General features: G+C 67.0%; 12 protein-coding genes. 2 read left to right on the forward strand and 10 right to left on the reverse strand.

The features are described 5' to 3' along the window. Positions 1–3 precede the first annotated feature (3 nt). From ACIGCK_RS12995 to ACIGCK_RS13010, 4 genes are all read right to left on the reverse strand, one after another. Complete coding sequence (locus tag ACIGCK_RS12995) at positions 4–2,292, reverse strand: hypothetical protein (protein ID WP_396666615.1); 2,289 nt, start codon at positions 2,290–2,292, stop codon at positions 4–6. A gap of 67 nt (positions 2,293–2,359) precedes the next feature. After that, entirely contained in the window at positions 2,360–3,256 is an 897-nt protein-coding gene (locus ACIGCK_RS13000; protein WP_396666616.1) for a carbohydrate ABC transporter permease, read from the reverse strand. Beyond that, positions 3,253–4,095, reverse strand: coding sequence for a carbohydrate ABC transporter permease (locus tag ACIGCK_RS13005; RefSeq protein WP_396666618.1), 843 nt, complete (start codon positions 4,093–4,095; stop codon positions 3,253–3,255). The genes ACIGCK_RS13000 and ACIGCK_RS13005 overlap by 4 nt, the downstream gene beginning before the upstream one ends. A 136-nt stretch (positions 4,096–4,231) precedes the next feature. Beyond that, positions 4,232–5,473, reverse strand: coding sequence for an ABC transporter substrate-binding protein (locus ACIGCK_RS13010; RefSeq protein ID WP_396666619.1), 1,242 nt, complete (start codon positions 5,471–5,473; stop codon positions 4,232–4,234). A gap of 266 nt (positions 5,474–5,739) precedes the next feature. Between ACIGCK_RS13010 and ACIGCK_RS13015 the strand changes: the two genes are divergently transcribed. After that, on the forward strand, positions 5,740–7,695 hold the full coding sequence (locus tag ACIGCK_RS13015; protein WP_396666621.1) for a glycoside hydrolase family 127 protein: 1,956 nt from the start codon (positions 5,740–5,742) through the stop codon (positions 7,693–7,695). Continuing rightward, positions 7,692–9,359, forward strand: a complete 1,668-nt coding sequence (locus ACIGCK_RS13020) for an amylo-alpha-1,6-glucosidase (protein WP_396666623.1) — start codon at positions 7,692–7,694, stop codon at positions 9,357–9,359. The genes ACIGCK_RS13015 and ACIGCK_RS13020 overlap by 4 nt, the downstream gene beginning before the upstream one ends. A 37-nt stretch (positions 9,360–9,396) precedes the next feature. On the opposite strand, the gene ACIGCK_RS13025 is transcribed toward ACIGCK_RS13020, so the two are convergent. The 6 genes from ACIGCK_RS13025 to ACIGCK_RS13050 all read right to left on the reverse strand — a co-directional run bounded on the left by ACIGCK_RS13025 (position 9,397) and on the right by ACIGCK_RS13050 (position 17,491). Beyond that, on the reverse strand, positions 9,397–9,981 hold the full coding sequence (locus tag ACIGCK_RS13025; RefSeq protein WP_396666625.1) for a helix-turn-helix domain-containing protein: 585 nt from the start codon (positions 9,979–9,981) through the stop codon (positions 9,397–9,399). A gap of 266 nt (positions 9,982–10,247) precedes the next feature. After that, positions 10,248–10,733, reverse strand: coding sequence for an HtaA domain-containing protein (locus ACIGCK_RS13030; protein ID WP_396666627.1), 486 nt, complete (start codon positions 10,731–10,733; stop codon positions 10,248–10,250). A 16-nt stretch (positions 10,734–10,749) separates the two neighbouring features. Beyond that, positions 10,750–11,895, reverse strand: coding sequence for a PDR/VanB family oxidoreductase (locus ACIGCK_RS13035; RefSeq protein WP_396666628.1), 1,146 nt, complete (start codon positions 11,893–11,895; stop codon positions 10,750–10,752). Further along, positions 11,855–14,185 (reverse strand): ATP-binding protein, encoded by a 2,331-nt coding sequence (locus ACIGCK_RS13040; protein WP_396666630.1) that lies wholly within the window; start codon positions 14,183–14,185, stop codon positions 11,855–11,857. The genes ACIGCK_RS13035 and ACIGCK_RS13040 overlap by 41 nt, the downstream gene beginning before the upstream one ends. A gap of 33 nt (positions 14,186–14,218) precedes the next feature. Continuing rightward, positions 14,219–15,328 (reverse strand): cytochrome P450, encoded by a 1,110-nt coding sequence (locus ACIGCK_RS13045; RefSeq protein WP_396666632.1) that lies wholly within the window; start codon positions 15,326–15,328, stop codon positions 14,219–14,221. A 360-nt stretch (positions 15,329–15,688) separates the two neighbouring features. After that, positions 15,689–17,491 carry an ATP-binding protein gene (locus ACIGCK_RS13050; RefSeq protein WP_396666633.1) on the reverse strand — a complete coding sequence of 601 codons (1,803 nt, stop codon included), beginning with the start codon at positions 17,489–17,491 and terminating at the stop codon, positions 15,689–15,691. Positions 17,492–17,751: the final 260 nt, after the last annotated feature.

A 17,751-nucleotide genomic window follows, 5' to 3' on the forward strand; every position in this document is an offset into this window, starting at 1 on the left:
TCCCTACCGGGGCCTACGCCACCACTCTCCCAGATCGCTCGTGCCGTAACGCTGCACGAGGACATCGTGCGCATCGATTCCGACCGCCGAGATCCAGGGCAGGCAGGTCTTGTTGCCCTCACCCTTCCCGCGACCGCCGAAGTGGGTGCCCTCGAACATCGGATCGTCGATCATCCACCAGCTCACAAGTACACCTTCCTCCTGCAGGCCCGGGCGCGCATAGCCCCACGACTTCTCGGGCGTCTCGACGTTCGCGCTCGATCCGGCGAGAACGAGCTCTGCGATGCGCGCCAGGTCCTCGTCGCCGGTCGCCACGGCGACCTCGAAGAGGTCGGGGACGGCGTGCAACTCGTACGGATGGATGTATCCGGCGCCCGACGTGTCGCAGGCGCTCCATCCCGTCGTGCGGAATCCGTATCCGGCCAGCGTGCTCGACGGCGGCAGGGGCACGTCCCACAGGTATACCCACGTGGCCAGCAGTCTCGCCGCGTCGAGCGCGCTGCGCAGGGCCCGCTCGTCGCCGGTGCTCCGCCATACCGCGAGCGACGCGCGCAGGCAGAACAGGATGCTCTCGCTGTCGACCAGCTGAGCCCTCGCGTAGATGCTGTCGTGGATGCCGCCGTTGTGCTTGACGTCGCGCACGAAGCGCTCTGCGGTGAAGCGCTCGGCTTTCCGTGCGGATTCGAGATAGCGATCCTCGCCCGTGATCTCCGAGAGCGCGACGAGGAAGGGAACCGCCGTCGCCGTGGACGACTTCTGGTTCAGTTCGGCGAGACCGAACCACACGCGCGGCTCCACGAGCGGCGAGCCGTCGAACCCGTACGCGCGACGCCACGTCCCGTCCTCTTCCTGCGCGGAGAGCAGGAAGTCGCCGAACGAGACCGCCGCGGCGAGCCAATCCGCGTGTTCGTTTCCGCGGTCCGTCTCGGAGCGGTAGGCGCGCAGCAGCGCGGTGTGCTCCTCGGCCATGCACCGCAAGTACGTTCCCTCGAGGCCCTTCAGCGGGTCGATCGCGTACTTCATGTGGTTGTACACGGGCCCCATGAGCTGCTCGAGGTCATCACCCTCGCTCGCGTACGCAAGCGGCAGGATCAGACCGCTCCACCAGTTCGAGGTGCGGCCGTGTTCGAGGTCGTACAAGGTCGGCGTCAGGCCGCGCGGCGAGGCGAGAGCCTGGGAGGCGAAGAAGTCGATCACCCGCAGGCCCTTGTCGCGGGCCGCGGGATCCGCGCTGGTGTCGGCGTGGTTGAGGGCGTGCAGGGCGTTCAGCACGTTCTGTCCGGTGAAGCCGTACTGGATGATGTTCCCGAGCTGGATGCCGTCCTGGGGATGGCAGTTCGTGACGAATCCCGCAGCCTGCTCGCCGTTGACGACTCCCTCCGCGTAGTACGGGAGGAGTGCCTCGACCCGTAGGCGGGTGATCTCCTCGAGCGTTGTCGGGAGCTCGACGCGCTGCGGGTCCAGCTCCGCGAGCCGAGCCGACCACAGCTGCCAGAGCGCATCGATGTCGGATTCGGCGCGTAGCGCGCGGAACTCGTACGTCACGTCGAAGAGCTCGGCGCCGGCGCTGAGGGGATAGAAGGCACCCCACGCCTCACGACCGCGCGCGGTCAACGCGTGGGATTGGGAACGCTCCACGAAGGGATACGCCGCCACGAGGCTCGCTCGGTCTTCCGTCGTCGGCGCGACGCCGAGGCTTCCCACATCGGTCGACTGCAGGAACTCGACCTCTCCCCGCTCCCGCTCCGGGCTGTCGTCCCGCTCGGGCAGGTCCGTGCGCACCAGTGCGATGCCACCGCCCAGGCGCGGGAAGTAGGCCAGCACGCTCAGCGCCGTCAGGCGGTCGTCGCGGTAGACCAGCTCCCGGCTGTCGACGTAGTCCTCGAGACCGTCCTCGTCGATGTCATTGAGGTTGTACAGAGCCGGCGGAGCGTAGTAGCGCCCCGCATCGAAGAGCTCCCCTCCTGCGTGCAGGTCGGCGGTGATGGTCGTGCGCACGCCGCATGGGGATGACCCCGACCGAAGGGCGCGGACGCTCCTGTGCACCCGCAGGACCGATGCCTGCACGGTCCACTCGTCGTCGACCGCGATCTCCCAGTCGTCATACGTCACGTGCGCCGTTGCCCGCAGCCCCGAGTTCGATTCGACGGCTTCGTCGTAGCCGACCGAGACGGAATCGGTCGGCTTGCCGGGTACGTGGAACTCGAGAGAGACGGGGCGGGGAACTCGAACCGTGATGTCGGGGAGCTCGCGCAGAGCGAACTCGAGCGGAGCGGCGTGGGCAGCGTGCATGGAAATGCGTCTCCTTTGAAGGCAACGGTAACGGGACGTGTCGAAATGGGTGGGCGGGCTGCCCTGCTCAGCCCTTGCTCGCCCCGCTCATCAGGCCCGCGATGATGCCCCGCTGCGCGATGAGGGTGATGATGAGGACGGGAAGCAGATACAGCACGGATGCTGCGGTCATCTGGCCCCAGACGGTCTGGAACTGGGTGATGTAGGAAGCGATCCCGACGGGCATGGTCTGCGCATCCGGTGTACGCGTGAGCGAGAGCGCGATGACGAACTCGTTCCATGCGGCCAGGAATCCGAAGAGGGCGGCGACGGCGATCGCCGGGCGCGACAACGGTATGACGATCCGGATGAGCGTGCGAAGGGTCCCGAGCCCGTCCATCCGTGCGGCCTCGAGCAGCTCCTCCGGGAACTCGCGGAAGAACCCCTCGAGCATCCAGATGACGAGAGGCAGGACGATGGGGATGTACGCGATCGTGAGGCCCACGGTCGTGTTGATCAGCCCGAGCTCCCTGAACTGCAGGAAGAAGGGGAGCGCGAGCGCGACGGGCGGGAACATCCGTGTCACGAGGGCTGCGGCGAGAAGCGCTCCGCTCAACCGGTAGCGGTACCGCGCGAATCCGAACGCCGCCGGCACGCCGAGAAGGAGGCTCAGGATCGTCGCCCCCGCCCCGACCACCAGGCTGTTGCCGAACATCTGAAGGAGGGCGCCGTCGCTCAGGACCGCGCCGAAATGCTCCAGGGTCGGCGCTTCCGGCAGCAGCCGCGCCGGGATGGCGAAGATCTCGGACGTGGGCTTCAACGACGTGGCGAAGATCCATGCGATGGGCATGAGGAAGAGCGCGACCGCCGCGACCGAGATCGTCGTGAACGCGACGGCGGGGGCAACGCGGCGAGCGCGGACCCGGCGGTGTCGAGGTGGCGCTGCCGTCGGCGCAGTCGACGACTTGGCGATGGTGGAGGTCATCGGCGATCCTCGCGATCTCTCAGAAGGAAGAAGATGCTCCCCGCGCACACGGCGATCACGACCACGAAGAGGATCGTCGCGGCGGCGGCACCGGGGAAGTCCGCCCGGGTGAACATGAGTCGGTACAGGTAGGAGCTCATCACTTCCGTCGAGTTCGCCGGCCCGCCTCCCGTGAGCACGTACACGGCGTCGAAGACGCGGAACGCGTCGGCCAGACGGATGACGAGGATGATGAGGATCGCGGGGCGCAGCAGGGGAAGGATGATGTGGACGAAGGTGCGCCACCTGCTGGCGCCGTCGGTGCGCGCAGCCTCGACGAGCTCGTCGGGGATGTTCGCCAGGCCCGCGAGAAGCACGAGCACGACGAAGGGAAGCGCGAGCCACAGATTGGACACGAGGATGGTCGTTCGGGCGAGCCAGACATCCGCGAACCACGTCGGCTCGGGCAGCCCCAGGATCTCGAGCCCGCGGTTGATCAGGCCGTAGTCACTGGAGAACAGGAACTTGAAGGCGAGCGCGGCGACCACCGGCGCCACCATGAGCGGCAGCGCGACGATCACACGAAGAATGCGGCGACCCGTGGTCGCCCGGTGCAGAGCGAGCGCGATCGGGAGACCGACGATGAGTTCGAGGAGCAACGTCGTCGCGACGTAGCCGAGGGTCTGCATCAGCGCCTGCACGAACTCGGGCGACGTCAGCACCCCCACGTAGTTCTCCGCCCCGACGAACAATGAGTCCCCGCCGGCCCCCACACGGAAGTCCTGCACGCTCAACGAGATCGTCCAGAGAAGGGGGAACAGCGCTGTCACGCCCAGCGCGATGATCGCGGGCGCCGTCAACGCCACTCCGGTCCAGCGGCGCTGCGTTCTGATCGATGAAGCGGCTATCGGCCGTCGTCCCGTGGCTGCCATTGTGTGTCCTCTTCTGATCCGGGGCCCGGAAGGATGAACTCCCGGGCCCCGGAGGTGGAACCGACTATCCGAATGCCGCTTCGGCGGTCGCCTGCGCGTCGCGCAAGGCGGCGGCGGCATCCTGGTTCTGCGACATGACGCTCGAGACCGCCACGGCGATCGCGTCCTGGTACTGCGGATAGAAGGGCGTCATCGGGATCGTGGTGCTCTCGGCGACGGAGTCCGAGAAGGTGGCGATCGCCGCGTGCTGCTCGGCGGTGAGGGCCGGATCCTCGGCGGCGGCCTCGGTGGCCGATTCGCGGGGAACCGGCGTCACCTGCGTGACGCTCAGCTCGGTCAGCACATCCGTGCTCGTGGCCCACAGCACCCACTGGGTCGCCGCGTCGATGTTGGCGCTCGCGGAGTTCACTCCGAAGCCCCACGAGAACGTCGTGGACACCCGGTCGGGGTTGCCGGGGCTGAGCGCGAGCCCGACCTGGTCGACGACCTTGGACTGCGCGGGGTCCGCTGTCATCCCGTACATGTAGGGCCACTGGAAGACCATGGCCACCTTGCCCTCGAGGAACTGGCCCTGGATCTCCGTGATGTCGTGCAGACCCGGGGGGCTCGACTGGTCCTCGAACTGGATCGCCGTCATCATGTCGAAGGCCTCGAGCGCCTCCGGCGTGTCGATCGTGGGAGCACCGTCCTCCGCCGCGATGTCCGACCCCGTCTGCTTGACGAACGTCTGGAACCGCGTCGCGACCTCACCGTCCTGCTTGCCCGGGATGATCGTGCCCCAGATGCCGGCGTCGCGGTCGGTGAGGATGCGGGCGTACTCGCGGTACTCGTCCCACGTCGTGGGCGGCCCGTCCAGGCCGGCGGCCTCGAACAGGTCGGTCCGGTAGTACAACACCGTGTTGTGCACCATGTAGGGCAGTCCGTACAGGCCGCCGTCGTAGCTCACGGTGTCGAGCGTGTGCGGCAGGAAGTCCGCGCGGTCGTCTTCGGCCACGACGTCGTCGAAGGGCACGAGGTATCCCTGGGAGGCGAACTCCGGCAGCCACGGCTGGTCGATGGTGAACACGTCGATGGATCCCGCGCCGGCGATCGCGTCGGTGAGGAACTGCTGACGCATGTTCGCGTGGGGAATCGCCTGGAACTCCACCTCGATGCCGGTCTCGGCGGTGAACTCGACGGCCTTCTCCTTGAAGAACGTCTCCCACGGCGAGCCGGCTTCGACTCCCACCGTGATGGGCCCGTCGCCACCGGACTCACCACCACCACCACCCGGCGCGCACCCGCCGATCACTACGACGGAGGACACGGCGATCATTGCGGTCGCCCACCTGCCGACGGAGCCGCGCGAACGAGCTCTGCGTACCATCATCTGCTCCCTTGCTCGATGCTGACCCGCCGCTCGCATCGGTAGACGGCGACAGGGCAAGAAATGCTTTTCCTGGGTTACCGTATTCTCTAGAATTTTCGCTGTCAAGCTCTTCCTCGAAGCCGCTTGATACGTGAATTGACGGGCATGAGTTCGGTGGATACTCTTCACGAAAACCTTTCCCTAACTTTGCAACAGGAGGCGTCGTGGCCATCCCCACCTCAGGCATTCGCCACTCGGTCGCGCCCGTCATGCCGGCCGCGCCCACGAGGCAGCGGCCGCTGTCGGCGACCGACGTCACGATCACGGGCGGCTTCTGGGCCGCGAGGCAGCGGGCCAACGCCGAGTCGACGATCCCGCTCAGCTTGGACTGGATGGAACGAGTCGGATGGCTGCACAACTTCGACGCAGCCGCCGGCGGGACGCTGCCGCAGGAGAGGCGAGGGCGGGAGTTCTCGGACTCCGAGATCTACAAGCTGCTGGAAGCCATGTCATGGCACCTGGCGGCGACCGTTGATCCGGCTCTCGAGGAGACCGTCCGCGCCGTGAGCGAGCGCGTCTCGGCCGCGCAGGAGGACGACGGCTACCTGAACACGATGTTCGGGCGCCCCGGCCAGCAACCCCGGTACTCCGACCTGGAGTGGGGACACGAGTTGTACAACGTCGGGCACCTTCTGCAAGCGGCGGTCGCTCGCCTCCGCACGGGCGTCGAGGACGAACTCGTCCAGATCGCACGACGCGCGGCGGACCACGTGTGCGACGTCTTCGGCGACGACGGGATGCGAGCCGTCTGCGGGCACCCCGAGATCGAGCTGGGTCTCATCGAGTTCGCACGCGCAACCGGCGACCAGAAGTACCACGATCAGGCGCGCCTCTTCCTCGATCGACGAGGGCAGGGGTCGCTGGGCGAGATCGAATGGGGGCGCTCCTACTTCCAGGACGATGTCCCGATACGCGAAGCCACCGTCCTGCGGGGACATGCCGTGCGGGCCCTGTACCTGACCGCCGCCGCGACGGACGTCGCCGTGGACACCGGCGACGCCGAGCTCCTCGCGACGATCGAGCGCCAGTGGGAGGCCACCGTGGCGCGGCGCACCTACGTGACGGGCGGAATGGGCTCCCACCACCAGGACGAGGCGTTCGGCGAGGACTTCGAACTGCCCTCGGATCGGGCGTACTGCGAGACCTGTGCCGGCGTCGGGTCGATCATGCTCTCGTGGCGTCTGCTGCTCGCCACGGGAAATCCCCGGTACGCGGACCTGATCGAGCGCACGCTGTTCAACGTCGTCGCCGTGTCGCAGGCGCCCGACGGTCGGTCGTTCTTCTACTCCAACACGTTGCACCAGCGCACCCCCACGGTCCCCGCGGCACCCGACGAGGTGAGCCTGCGCGCGAACTCCGGGCTGCGCGCGCCCTGGTTCGAAGTCTCGTGCTGTCCGACCAACCTCGCGCGCACCTTCGCGACGTTGTCCGCCTATCTCGCCTCCACCTCGAGCACCGGGATCGACATCCACCAGTACAGCGAGTCGGTCATCCGCGCGACGCTCCCCGACCTCGGTCAGGTCCGACTCAGCATCCACACGGAGTATCCCACCGACGAGGTCATCGACATCGTCGTCGAGGACTCCCCCGACGTGCCGTGGGAGCTCGCGCTCCGCGTCCCCGCGTGGGCGAAGGACGCGACCCTGGAAGTCGACGGGGTGAGCCGACCCGTCCTGCCCGGCCGCGTGACCGTGACCCGCACCTTCGCCCGGGGCGAACGCGTCCGGCTCATCCTGCCGCTGCGGCCGAGGTGGACCTTCCCCGACCCGCGCATCGACGGGATCCGCGGCACCGCCGCCGTCGAAGTCGGCCCGCTCGTGTACGCGCTCGAGTCCGTCGACCTTCCCGGCCACGCCCACGTCGACCGCTTCGTCGCGGACACGTCCCGAGCTCCCTCCACAAGCGCGGACGGCGTCTTCGTGACCGGGCTGTTGGAGGACTCCGACATCCACTCGTGGCCGTACACGGAGGACGCCCGACCGCGGGAATCGAATGCCGTGCAGACGGTTGCGCTCACTCCGTACCACGCGTGGGCGAACCGCGGACCCAGCACCATGCGCGTCTGGATGCGCACCGCGCCCGGCTCCGCCGAGAACTCGGGCTCCGGATCGGGCGCATGATCGCCGATCTGCGTCACGTCCCGTTCTCGGCTGCCGGTTCCTACATCGCGTTCTCCCGTCTCTCCGGCAGCGGCGAGACGTCGGAGACCGTGAGGATGCGCACGGTTCGAAGCGGCGCATGCACACCCGATCTTCTCGAGGTCCTCCCCCTCACCGACGGGGGTCCTGCCGCCGGGGAGGCGAGCTTCACCCCGGACGAACTCGCGATCGAGGCGGGATCCGGCGCCGTGCGGATAGCGTTCGAGGATCCCTCGCGCGTCCGCGTGCACGGCGACGGCGTCGGCATCCTGCTCCGCGCGGATGCAGCCGGGCCCTACGACACACTCGTCCCCCTCGGGGACGGCGAGTGGCGGTACCTGCGCTACGAGGCGCGCACGACGCTGCGCATCCGCGTCCGCGCCGGCTCGGCCCGGTCCCTGTCGACGTGGGACGGCGTCCGGAGCGGCCTGGTGCTACTGGCGGGGGACCCGGGAACGGTGTTCGACATCGAGGAGGAGGCCGAGTCGTCCGGCCCGCTCCAGGCCGTGCCTGCGGACGGCGTCGTGCCCGACTTCGCCGAGTTCCTCGATCTGATGCCCGACTGCGGCCCGGAGTTCCAAGACGCACGGGAGCTCGCCGCCTACGTCCTCTGGTCCACGCTCGTCGAGCCGTCCGGGTTCCTCAACCGACCTTCGATCCTGATGTCGAAGAACTGGATGACGAACCTCTGGAGCTGGGACAACTGCTTCAACGCGATGTCGCTCGAGCGGATGCCGTGGCTCGCTGCGCACCAGTACTTCAGCGTGTTCGACCACCAGACTGCCGATGGACGCCTGCCCGACTACATCAACGACGCGTTCCGGAGCTATTCGTTCGTCAAGCCACCCATCCACGGATGGGCGCTGCAGCGGATGCGTGAGCGTGGCCTGGTCGATGAGTCGTGGCTCGCGGCGTCCTACGAGCCGCTGAGCCGGTGGACGCGTTGGTGGCTCACCGAGCGCACCGCGACGGAGGCGGCCCTGCCGCACTACTACCACGGCAACGACTCCGGGTGGGACAACAGCACGGTCTTCGAAAACGGAGTGCCGGTCGAATCCCCCGACCTGGCGGCGTTGCTCGTGGTGCAGATGGACGCACTCGCCGATGCCGCGGCGACTCTCGGTCGCCCGCAAGCGGCCGACGAGTGGCGCGAGCGCGCTGAAAGCATGCTGGAGATGCTGCTGGAGCGGCTCTGGAGGGGCGACCGGTTCGTCGTGCGTCGAGCCGGCAGCGCACGGGAGGTCGCGTCATCCAGCCTGCTCACGAGAGTGCCAGTCATTCTGGGGAACAGACTGCCCGGCGATGTCTTCCGCGCCCTCGCGGAGGACATCGGCAGCCACGACTTCCTCACCGCAAGCGGCCTCGCCACCGAATCGGTGCGCAGCAGCGCGTACGACAGCGACGGCTACTGGCGCGGCCCCGTCTGGGCGCCGTCGACCATGCTCATCGTAGATGGGCTCACCGCGGGGGGCGACTCCGCGCTCGCAGGGCGCATCGCCGACGCCTTCTGCCGCAATGTCGCCCGATCGGGGATGGCGGAGAATTTCGACGCCCTCTCCGGCCACGGCCTTCGCGACCGTGCCTACTCGTGGACGGCGAGCGTCTTCCTCACGCTCGCGTCCCGCTACCGCGGCGGGCGCGCTTAGCGGCCGGTCGGGCACGCCTGCTCGACCGGCCGGGCCGTCAACGGTCGCGTACCGCGAGGAATCGGATCGGCAGTTCGCGCAATTCCACGGGGCCGTGCGGGCCCTCACCGTCGAGCAGAAGGGAGTCGCCGGGCTCCATTTCGTACTCGTAGCCACCATGCCCGTAGACCATGCGCCCCTCGAGCATGTAGAGAAACTCGGTCCCCGGGTGCTGGAAGAGCGGAAAGACGTTCGAAGCGTCGGTGAGGGTCACGAGCGTGGGCTCGATCGCGTCCGGCAGGTCCTTCAAGACGCCGAGCATTCGATATTGATGGCCGTACTGCGTGCCGCTGCGCACGCTGACGCTGCCGGCACCGGCCTTCGTGAAGGATGCCTCCCGATCGCTGTCGGTGCCGCGGAAGAGGGCTGTCACCGGCACCGACAGCCCTTCTGCGAGGCGCTGGAGCGTCGTCAGAGAACACGAGGTCGTCGCCGACTCGATGCGAGAGATCATGCCCTTCGACAGCCCCGTGCGGGCCGCGAGGTCGGCCGCGGAGATGCCCAGTTCCGCGCGATAGTGGCGCACCTGTTGGGCGATGATCGGCTCGAGGATGCCGCCCTGCACGCTCGCGGGATCCGTCATCCGTCCATCATACGGAGGGGCCCGCCCGGCATGATCACCTTGCCCGTCAACCGTCATTCGCCAGCGCGAGCACAGGCGACCCGCCCCGCTCGCCGGCTCTAGATGTCGGCCAAGCCCGACCGACAAGGCCCGCCCCGCTGCAGCCATACGAACCCTGCCCCGCAGTCATGCACAGCGGTTCTGACTGTTCAGAATGGATCATGGCACCTCCCTGTGCTGACGAGTCCCCCGGGAGCGCTTCATTGCTGAACCGCGGGTTGGGCGGATCAATGCGGCAACGACGAATCAACAATTTCCATATCATCCAGCTTCTCGCCCGGCTTGTATGTTCCGCCGAAAAGCTCTGAGCCGTCATCCGTCAACCGGAGATTGATGACGCGCCATGAATCGGACGGTTCATTGATCGGTGGCGCCTCGCCGCGTGCGATCTCGACACGAGGCATGGCACTGGGAGCGAGCCACGGATACTCGATCGTCACCGCCAGTACGGTGCCGACGAACTCGATGGCCGGGTGCCTTATCGACACCAACAGCATGCCGTGATGCCCACCGAATCGCACCTCCCCCATGAACTTCCGCTGGGGTCGGTCGGCGCCTGTGGCCGGTACGGGAACCGTCTCGGGAGTGAACCGAAATATCTCGCCGCAGTCGACCGCGCCGTAGGCTGCCGCCGCCGCGCCATCGGGAAGACGCTCCACATACGCGCGGAAGCTCTTCTTCACGCTCCAGTACAGCCCGGGTTCGCGTTCCATGTCCTCTTTCGCGCCCTTATAGATCCAGGACGAGACGTCGTGAGCAGCTTCGGGATACGCAGATCATCATGAAGGCGTTCTCCGCCTTCTCCGCGTCGGAGAGCACGGAATCCCGGTGGTCTGGAACGCCCTCGATCACCTCGGCCTCGCAGGTCCCGCAGGTCCCCTCCTCACAGGACGCGAGAACCTGCACACCCGCTTCACGCACGACGTCCAGGATGGAGCGCCCGACGGGAACCGTGACGCTCACCCCGCTCGACGTCAGCTCCACTTCGAACTCCGTATCCACTGTGGCTCCTTCCAGCTGCTTCGGTGAGAAGTACTCCACTCGCGGCGGCATGCGCCCCGCGGCTTTGCATGCATCGTCGATCGACTCCAGCAGCCGGGCGGGGCCACAGCAGTACAGGGCGGTCTCCGAACCAAGTCCGTTCGCGAGCTCGACCGCGTCGATCCGTTCCCCCTCGCTGCCCGCGAAGAGGCGGACACGGTCCGCCCAGGGGCTCAGATGTTCCAGAAACGCCATGGCGGAGCGTTGGCGGCCGCAATAGTCCAGGCTCCACGAGACACCCGAGCGTGCGACCGCATAGATCATCGGGAGGAGCGGGGTTATGCCGATTCCCCCCGCGACGAAGCGGTACTCGGAGGCCTCGACCAGGGGGAAGTGGTTCCGCGGTCCTCGCACCGAGAGTCTGTCGCCGGCCGACACGTTGTCGTGAATGTAGCGCGAGCCACCCCGACCATTCTCCTCTCGCAGAACGGCGACCGTCCATGTCCCGGCGCGAGTCGGGTCACCGGTTAACGAGTACTGGCGAAGCATCCCGTCGGGCAAGGTCACTTCTATGTGTGCGCCCGGAGCCCACTCGGGCAGCGCCGCGTCATCGATCCCACGCAACGTCAACTGGGCAATGCCCTCCGCGACGGTCGATCTGTCGACCACGACCACATCGCCGACCCACTCCGCCGGTTCCACCCCGTCGCTGCGCACGGGTTGTCCCTCCCCGGCGGGCAGGTCGCCGAGAACTGTTCCGGCAAAGGATGTAGACGTTGTGACCATGGCTGCTCCATCGCAATAGGCGTCCCCCTCAGTCTTTTCGGCGATGGATGATTCGGCACGCGTGTTTCTACGTGATTGGCGCGCCGACGGTGGGACGGGTGCGTTCACGGGTCACCCACGCAACGACCTGCGAACGCGATTCGAGTGCGAGCTTCGAAAGCACACTGGCGACGTACCCCTCGACCGTGCGGGGCGAGAGGACGAGACGCTCTGCGATCCGGCGGTTGCTGAGACCATCCGCAAGCAGGTCCGCCACCTGGCGCTCACGAGCGGTGAGGATATCGCCGTTGGAACGCGTCACAGCTGCGGAGTTCTTCGTGTCGACCGCATATGCGAGGAGCGACTCGTAGTCCAGCCGTGCCCCCTCAGCAAGGAGTGAATCGAGCTGCGCAGGGCTGATGGCGGCTTGCAGCTCGGCGTAGCACTCGTCGGACCGCTCCGCGAACTTCGTCCCGAAAGCCGCTATCGACGTGCCGAGGTCGGACCAGATGGCTCGCGCGGCTCCGAGCAGCCGGGCCGCGCGCGGAAGCTGACGACGCGACGCCGACATCCAGGCCAGCGAGTCGATCTTCAGTGCCGTGCCGACCCGGTCGAACGCCAGATTCATCCGCAACGCATGCTGGAGGTGCGTGCTCGCCGTCTCGTAATCGCCCGCCATCCATATGCCGTAGGCGTAAGCCCAGAGAAGCTGGGACGTGCCCCAGCGCTCCGTCTCGTGCTCGGGCCGGCTCGGGGTTTCGTCGTCGAGCTCGCGGATCTTGTCGTAGTGGCCCGTCTCCGCGAGCGCGAGCGCGTAGAGCATCGATACGAAGTGCGGGCCCGGACACTCATCCCGCGTAGCCGCCGCGAAATAGGCGTAAGCCGCTCCGAGCCGTTCGAGAGCGATGTCGAGATCGCCTCGCCACAGATCCGCCGTACCGCGAAAGAGGTGGACATACGCGCGCAGGCGGTCGTCTGCGAGACTCTCTGCGATCTCCCACGCTTCCGCGAGGTGAGCCTCGGCTGCCGTCGCGTCGCCCTGGAGGATCGATATCCACGCGCTGACCCAGAGGGCATCGCCACGGACCTCCGAAGCTTCGTCGCTCCCGGCGAGAGCGCGACTCATCCACCTCCTGCCGTCCCGCAGGAACCCGTCAACCGCCCAGTGGATGCGCAGGCTCGCCGCGAGGCGCATTCCGCGCGGCTGAGCTCCGGCGACGGTGAAACTCCACTCCAGCGCCCTCGCGAAGTTCGACCTCTCCGTCCGCATCGCCGCCACGACATCCGCTTGTGACGAAGATCCCCAATCGTCGCACGCGGTCTGCGCCACAGAAGCGAAGTAGTCGAAATGACGCTCCGAAATCGTATCGAGCTCCCCCGCGGCGCCCAGTTGCTCCCGCCCATACTCGGCGATGGTCTCGAGGAGCCGAAAGCGGATGGAAGAGCCGGTGGATGTGGCGACGATCAGCGACTTCGCAACGAGGTGGTCGATCACGGCCCAAACCGCGTCTTCGGCGAACCCCACGCTGCCGCAGACACGCTCCGCGGCTGCGAGGTCGAACCCTCCGGCGAAGATGGAGCATCGCCGCCACAGCACGCGCTCCGACTCCGTGCAGAGGTCCCAACTCCAGTCGATCATGGACCGGAGAGACTTGTGCCGGACGGGCACGGAGAGGTCATTGGTCGCGATCGAGAGCCGGTCGGCAAGGCTGGTCGCGACCTCTCCGATCGTGAGCGAACGAAGCCGCGACGCGACGAGCTCGATGGCGAGCGGATTGCCCTCCAGCCGAGTGCATACGGAAGCCACCATGCGCCAGTTGTCCTCGTCCACGCGAAAGCCGGGACGAACCGCCCCAGCACGATCCAGCAGCAGCTTCACAGAGTCGAACTGCGCCACCTGATGCGGGTCGACCATCGCGTCGGCGTCCGGTACCCCGAGCGGCTGGACGGGGATGACCCGTTCGCGAACGCTGTCGAACGCCTCCCTGCTGGTGGCGAGAACGTGAATGTCGCGCCCGCTGGAGAGAATCCGTGTGATCAGCTTGATCGCGGGCCCGAGTTGGGACTCGCAGTTGTCGAAGATCAGGAGCGCCCGCATCGATCGGAGGTAGCTGACCAGCCGGCCGTCCGCTCTGCGCTGGGAATGATCCGGTCCTGCGATCGCGTCGAGCACATAATCCTCGATCTTCACGTCTACGGGAAGCTCCGAGAGATCGATAAACCACACGCCGTCGGGATACTTCGGCAGGACGTCCTCCGCGACCGCGATGGCCAGCCGCGACTTGCCGATGCCCCCCGGCCCGGTGAGCGTGACGAACGATGTCTGATCGAGCGCGCGGCGAACAGCCGTTCTGGCTGCTCGCCGCCCAACGAGCGATGTCGCGGGGACAGGCGCATTTCCCCCGTCAGCACGCGTCATGGTGCTTGTACCCTACCGGTGGGTGCACGCGTGCTAGCGGATGCGGATGGGCATGCTGGCGTAACCACGGGTGGAGTTGTTGAGTTCGCGCGTCGGCTCGCCGACGAGCTCGATCGTCTCCACGCGCTCTGCCAGCGCGGTGAAAAGGGCCTGGGCCTCCATGGTGGCCAGGGTGCGCCCAGGGCACGAGTGCGTACCGTGATCGAATGCGAGGTGATCGGTCGGATTGCGGCGTACGTCGAAGCGGTCGGGGTCTGCGTAGTGACGTTCGTCTCGGTTCGCTGCCCCATAGGAATGCACGACCCGGGAATCCGCAGGGATCACCACTCCTTCGCCGAGGTCGACGTCGCGCGTCGTCGCGCGCGAGAAGAACTGAATAGGCGACTCCAGACGCAGTCCCTCGAGGAACGCGCTGGGGACGAGCGACGTGTCCTGCCTGACGATGTCCCACTGGTCCGCGTTCTGAGCGAACAGCATGAGCAGGCTGCTCATCGCGTTGATGGTGGTGTCCAGCGACGCATGCAGAATTCCCGTCAGCGCGATCGGAACCACTTCGCGTGGGATGTCGCCGCGGGCCGCTGCGGCGTGCATGACCCCGCCGAAGCTCTGGGCAGGCATCTTGTCCTCGGTCGCGTGTGTCCTGACGTACTCGATGCCCGCCTGCAGCTTGGGGAAGGAGTCCATCATTCTCTGGTTGCCTTCGGGACCGAGCGCGTTGAAGGCGCCCTCCGCCCATTCGAGCATCTGCTCCCGTCCGTTGGCGGGCCATCCCACGAGGTCCATGATGATGTTCAGCGGGAGATCCTTGGCGAAGTCCTGCACCCCGTCGAAGGTCCCGCGTGCAAGCAAAGCGTCGACCACGTCCTCGGAGCGCTGCTTCAGATCGCCGAGGGCATGGCGCACGAAACGCGGGCGGAGCGTGTCATCGAAGATTTTTCGTCGGCTGGTGTGCTCGGGCGGGTCGGATTCGAGGACGGAACCGCTCCAGGCGGCGCGTCCGTCCTCGCTCAGCGCCACTCCCCCCATGTGGGCGGAGCTGAAGGTCGCCCAGTCCGCGAGAGCGGATTTCACCACGTCGAACCGGGTGATGATCCACATGTCGTACTTCGTCATGTAGGCGGCTGGACCGAGATCGCGCAGCACCCTGTAGTGCGGGTATGGGTTCGCGAGCACCTCATCACTCCAGATGTCCAGATCCGTGTGAACGTGCTCCTGATTCGCGAGTGTGACCGCCACGTGTCTACCTTCCTGAGAATGAGGGCCCGTGGTCCACGTACGCTGCCGACATTGGCAGCGCGTGATGCGCCGGAAGCATCGGCCCGGCCTGTCACGCGGGGCTTCTTCGACCGTGGGTCCTCGATGACCTGTACTCATCGTCCCCGGCTGGGGCGGGTCTCCCCATCCGTGGAACTACGTGATTGTCACCCTGCTGACAAACGTGCGAGAGCCGAATCAGGGGCGCCGAGGAAGACGATCGGTCCACGGAGAGTATGCCGACGGCGGTCACATCCCGCGATTCGCGGCCGACCTCTTCGCAGCCCACAGCGCCAACTGGGTCCGGGAGCGGAAACCGAGTTTGGCGAGCGCGTGAGTCAGATGGCCTTCGACCGTACGGACCGACAGAGTGAGCCGCTCCGCGATCTCTACGGTACTGAACCCTTCGCCCACGAGCCGGGAGACTTCGTTCTCCCGCGGCGTGAGGTTTCTTTCATCCGGGGCGCCGTTCGCGAGCGCCTTGCCCAACGCATAGTCGATCAGTTCTTCGACATGCAACGCCCGGCCCGCGGCAACGCGCGAGTCGAACTTCGCCGCCGACATCGTCAGCCGCAGTGCCTCTTCGCATTCGTGCGCGTGTCGCGCGAAGTGTATGCCGAACGCGGAGATGGATGTGCCTAACCGCTTCCACAGCTGTTGAACGCCCCCCAACAGTGTCGCCGCACGCTCGTACTCGCGGCGGGACGCCGCGACCCACACCAGCGTCTCGAGCTTCAACGCCGTTCCCGTCTGATCGAAGTCGAGCCGCAGGTTCAAGGAACTCTCGACCAGCGTATGTGCGGCGTCGAGATCCCCAGCGAGCCAACGGCAGTACCCCAGCGCCCACAGCGATTGGGCCCGCCCCCACAACTCGCCGCTGCGGCCGCTCACGCTGAGGGCCTCCGTCGCCACGGAGTCGGCCTCTTCGGCCGATCCCGCTTCCGCGAGGGCGAGAATGAGCATCATCGATGTGAACAGGAGCGCGCCCGCGTCCCCCGCGCCACGGAAGAATTCGAGGGCGCTCCTGAGGCTGGTCACAGCATCCTGGGCATCACCCACCCATAGTGATGCGGTGGCTCTAAGCACCTGCGCTCGGGTGGATGCGATCCGGTCGTCTCTTGCGAGCGCGAGCTCCCGGGCCTCGTCGAGTGCAGCCGAGCAGGCCCCGGCATCGCCCTGCAGGATCGTGACCCAGGCCAGTACCCACAGGGCGGTGGGCCTCATCCCAGCGTCGCTCGTCGTGGCGTCGAGAGCCCGTTCGAGCCACCTCCTTCCGTCCCGGATCGACCCGTCGATCGCCCAGTGATACCGCAGATGTGCGGCGATCTCGAGCCCTGCCTCCTCTTCTCCCGGGGTCGCAAGGCTCCAACCGAGAGCTCGTGTGATGTTGGCCTTCTCCGCTCGGATCTTGCGTATCGATGCGGTTTGTTCAGCGGTGTCCCACGCTCGCGCAGCGTCAGCCGTCATCGAACGGAAGTAGTCACGGTGCCGGCGGTCGTAGTGCAGACGCTCCGCAGACAGATCGAGTTGTTCACGCCCGAACTGCCGAACGGTCTCCAAGAAGCGGAAGCGCAGCGAGGAGGGTCCACGCGTTGCAACGAGGATCGAGTTGGACACGAGCGAGTCCAGTACCCGCCATATCTCCTCGCTCGGCAGCCGTTCATCAGAACACACGTGCCGTGCCGCATCGAGGTCGAAGCCATCTGCAAAGGGGGAGGCGCGCTGCCAGAGCGTGCGTGCCGCGGGCTCGCAGAGCTCCCACGACCACCCGATCACGGCCCGCAGAGATGTATGACGGGCGATCGTCGCCGGGTCCTTGGAACGAAGCGCCAGACGATCGTCCAACGTCTCGAGAAGCTGCGCCGGCGTTAGCGAGCGCAACTGGGATGCGGCCAGCTCGATGGCGAGGGGCCATCCTTCGAGCCGGGAGCAGACAGCGGCCACCTCTCGGAAATTGGACTGGTCCAGGTCGAAGGACGGCGAGGCGGCCATAGCGCGGGCCACGAGGAGCCGGACCCCGTCGAAGGCCCGCACCTCGGCCGCATCCGCCACCAGATCAGGATCGGGGACGGCGAGGGGCGGCACCTGGACCACCCGCTCGCCGACGCTGTCGAGCGCGATACGGCTCGTCGCCAGGACGCTGAGTCCACGCGCGGTGGCCAGCATGTCCGAGGTGACGACGGATGCTTGACGGCTCACATGCTCGCAGTTGTCCAGTATCAGGAGCATCCTCTTGCCGGCCACGACGTCGTTCAGCCGTCGGCCGGACGGCGTCATCGAGTGGTCCCCACGGGTGAGGGATTCCAAGATCG

Origin of the sequence: Microbacterium sp. NPDC078428, assembly GCF_044542535.1 — a bacterium.
Classification (GTDB): domain Bacteria; phylum Actinomycetota; class Actinomycetes; order Actinomycetales; family Microbacteriaceae; genus Microbacterium; species Microbacterium limosum.

Excerpts from the sequence above, each read along its gene's own strand:
- ACIGCK_RS13025 (WP_396666625.1), bottom strand. The coding sequence starts at position 9,981 with ATGACGGATCCCGCGAGCGTGCAGGGCGGCATCCTCGAGCCGATCATC.
- ACIGCK_RS13020 (WP_396666623.1), top strand. The coding sequence starts at position 7,692 with ATGATCGCCGATCTGCGTCACGTCCCGTTCTCGGCTGCCGGTTCCTAC.
- ACIGCK_RS13000 (WP_396666616.1), bottom strand. The coding sequence starts at position 3,256 with ATGACCTCCACCATCGCCAAGTCGTCGACTGCGCCGACGGCAGCGCCA.
- ACIGCK_RS13040 (WP_396666630.1), bottom strand. The coding sequence starts at position 14,185 with ATGACGCGTGCTGACGGGGGAAATGCGCCTGTCCCCGCGACATCGCTC.
- ACIGCK_RS13030 (WP_396666627.1), bottom strand. The coding sequence starts at position 10,733 with ATGGAACGCGAACCCGGGCTGTACTGGAGCGTGAAGAAGAGCTTCCGC.
- ACIGCK_RS12995 (WP_396666615.1), bottom strand. The coding sequence starts at position 2,292 with ATGCACGCTGCCCACGCCGCTCCGCTCGAGTTCGCTCTGCGCGAGCTC.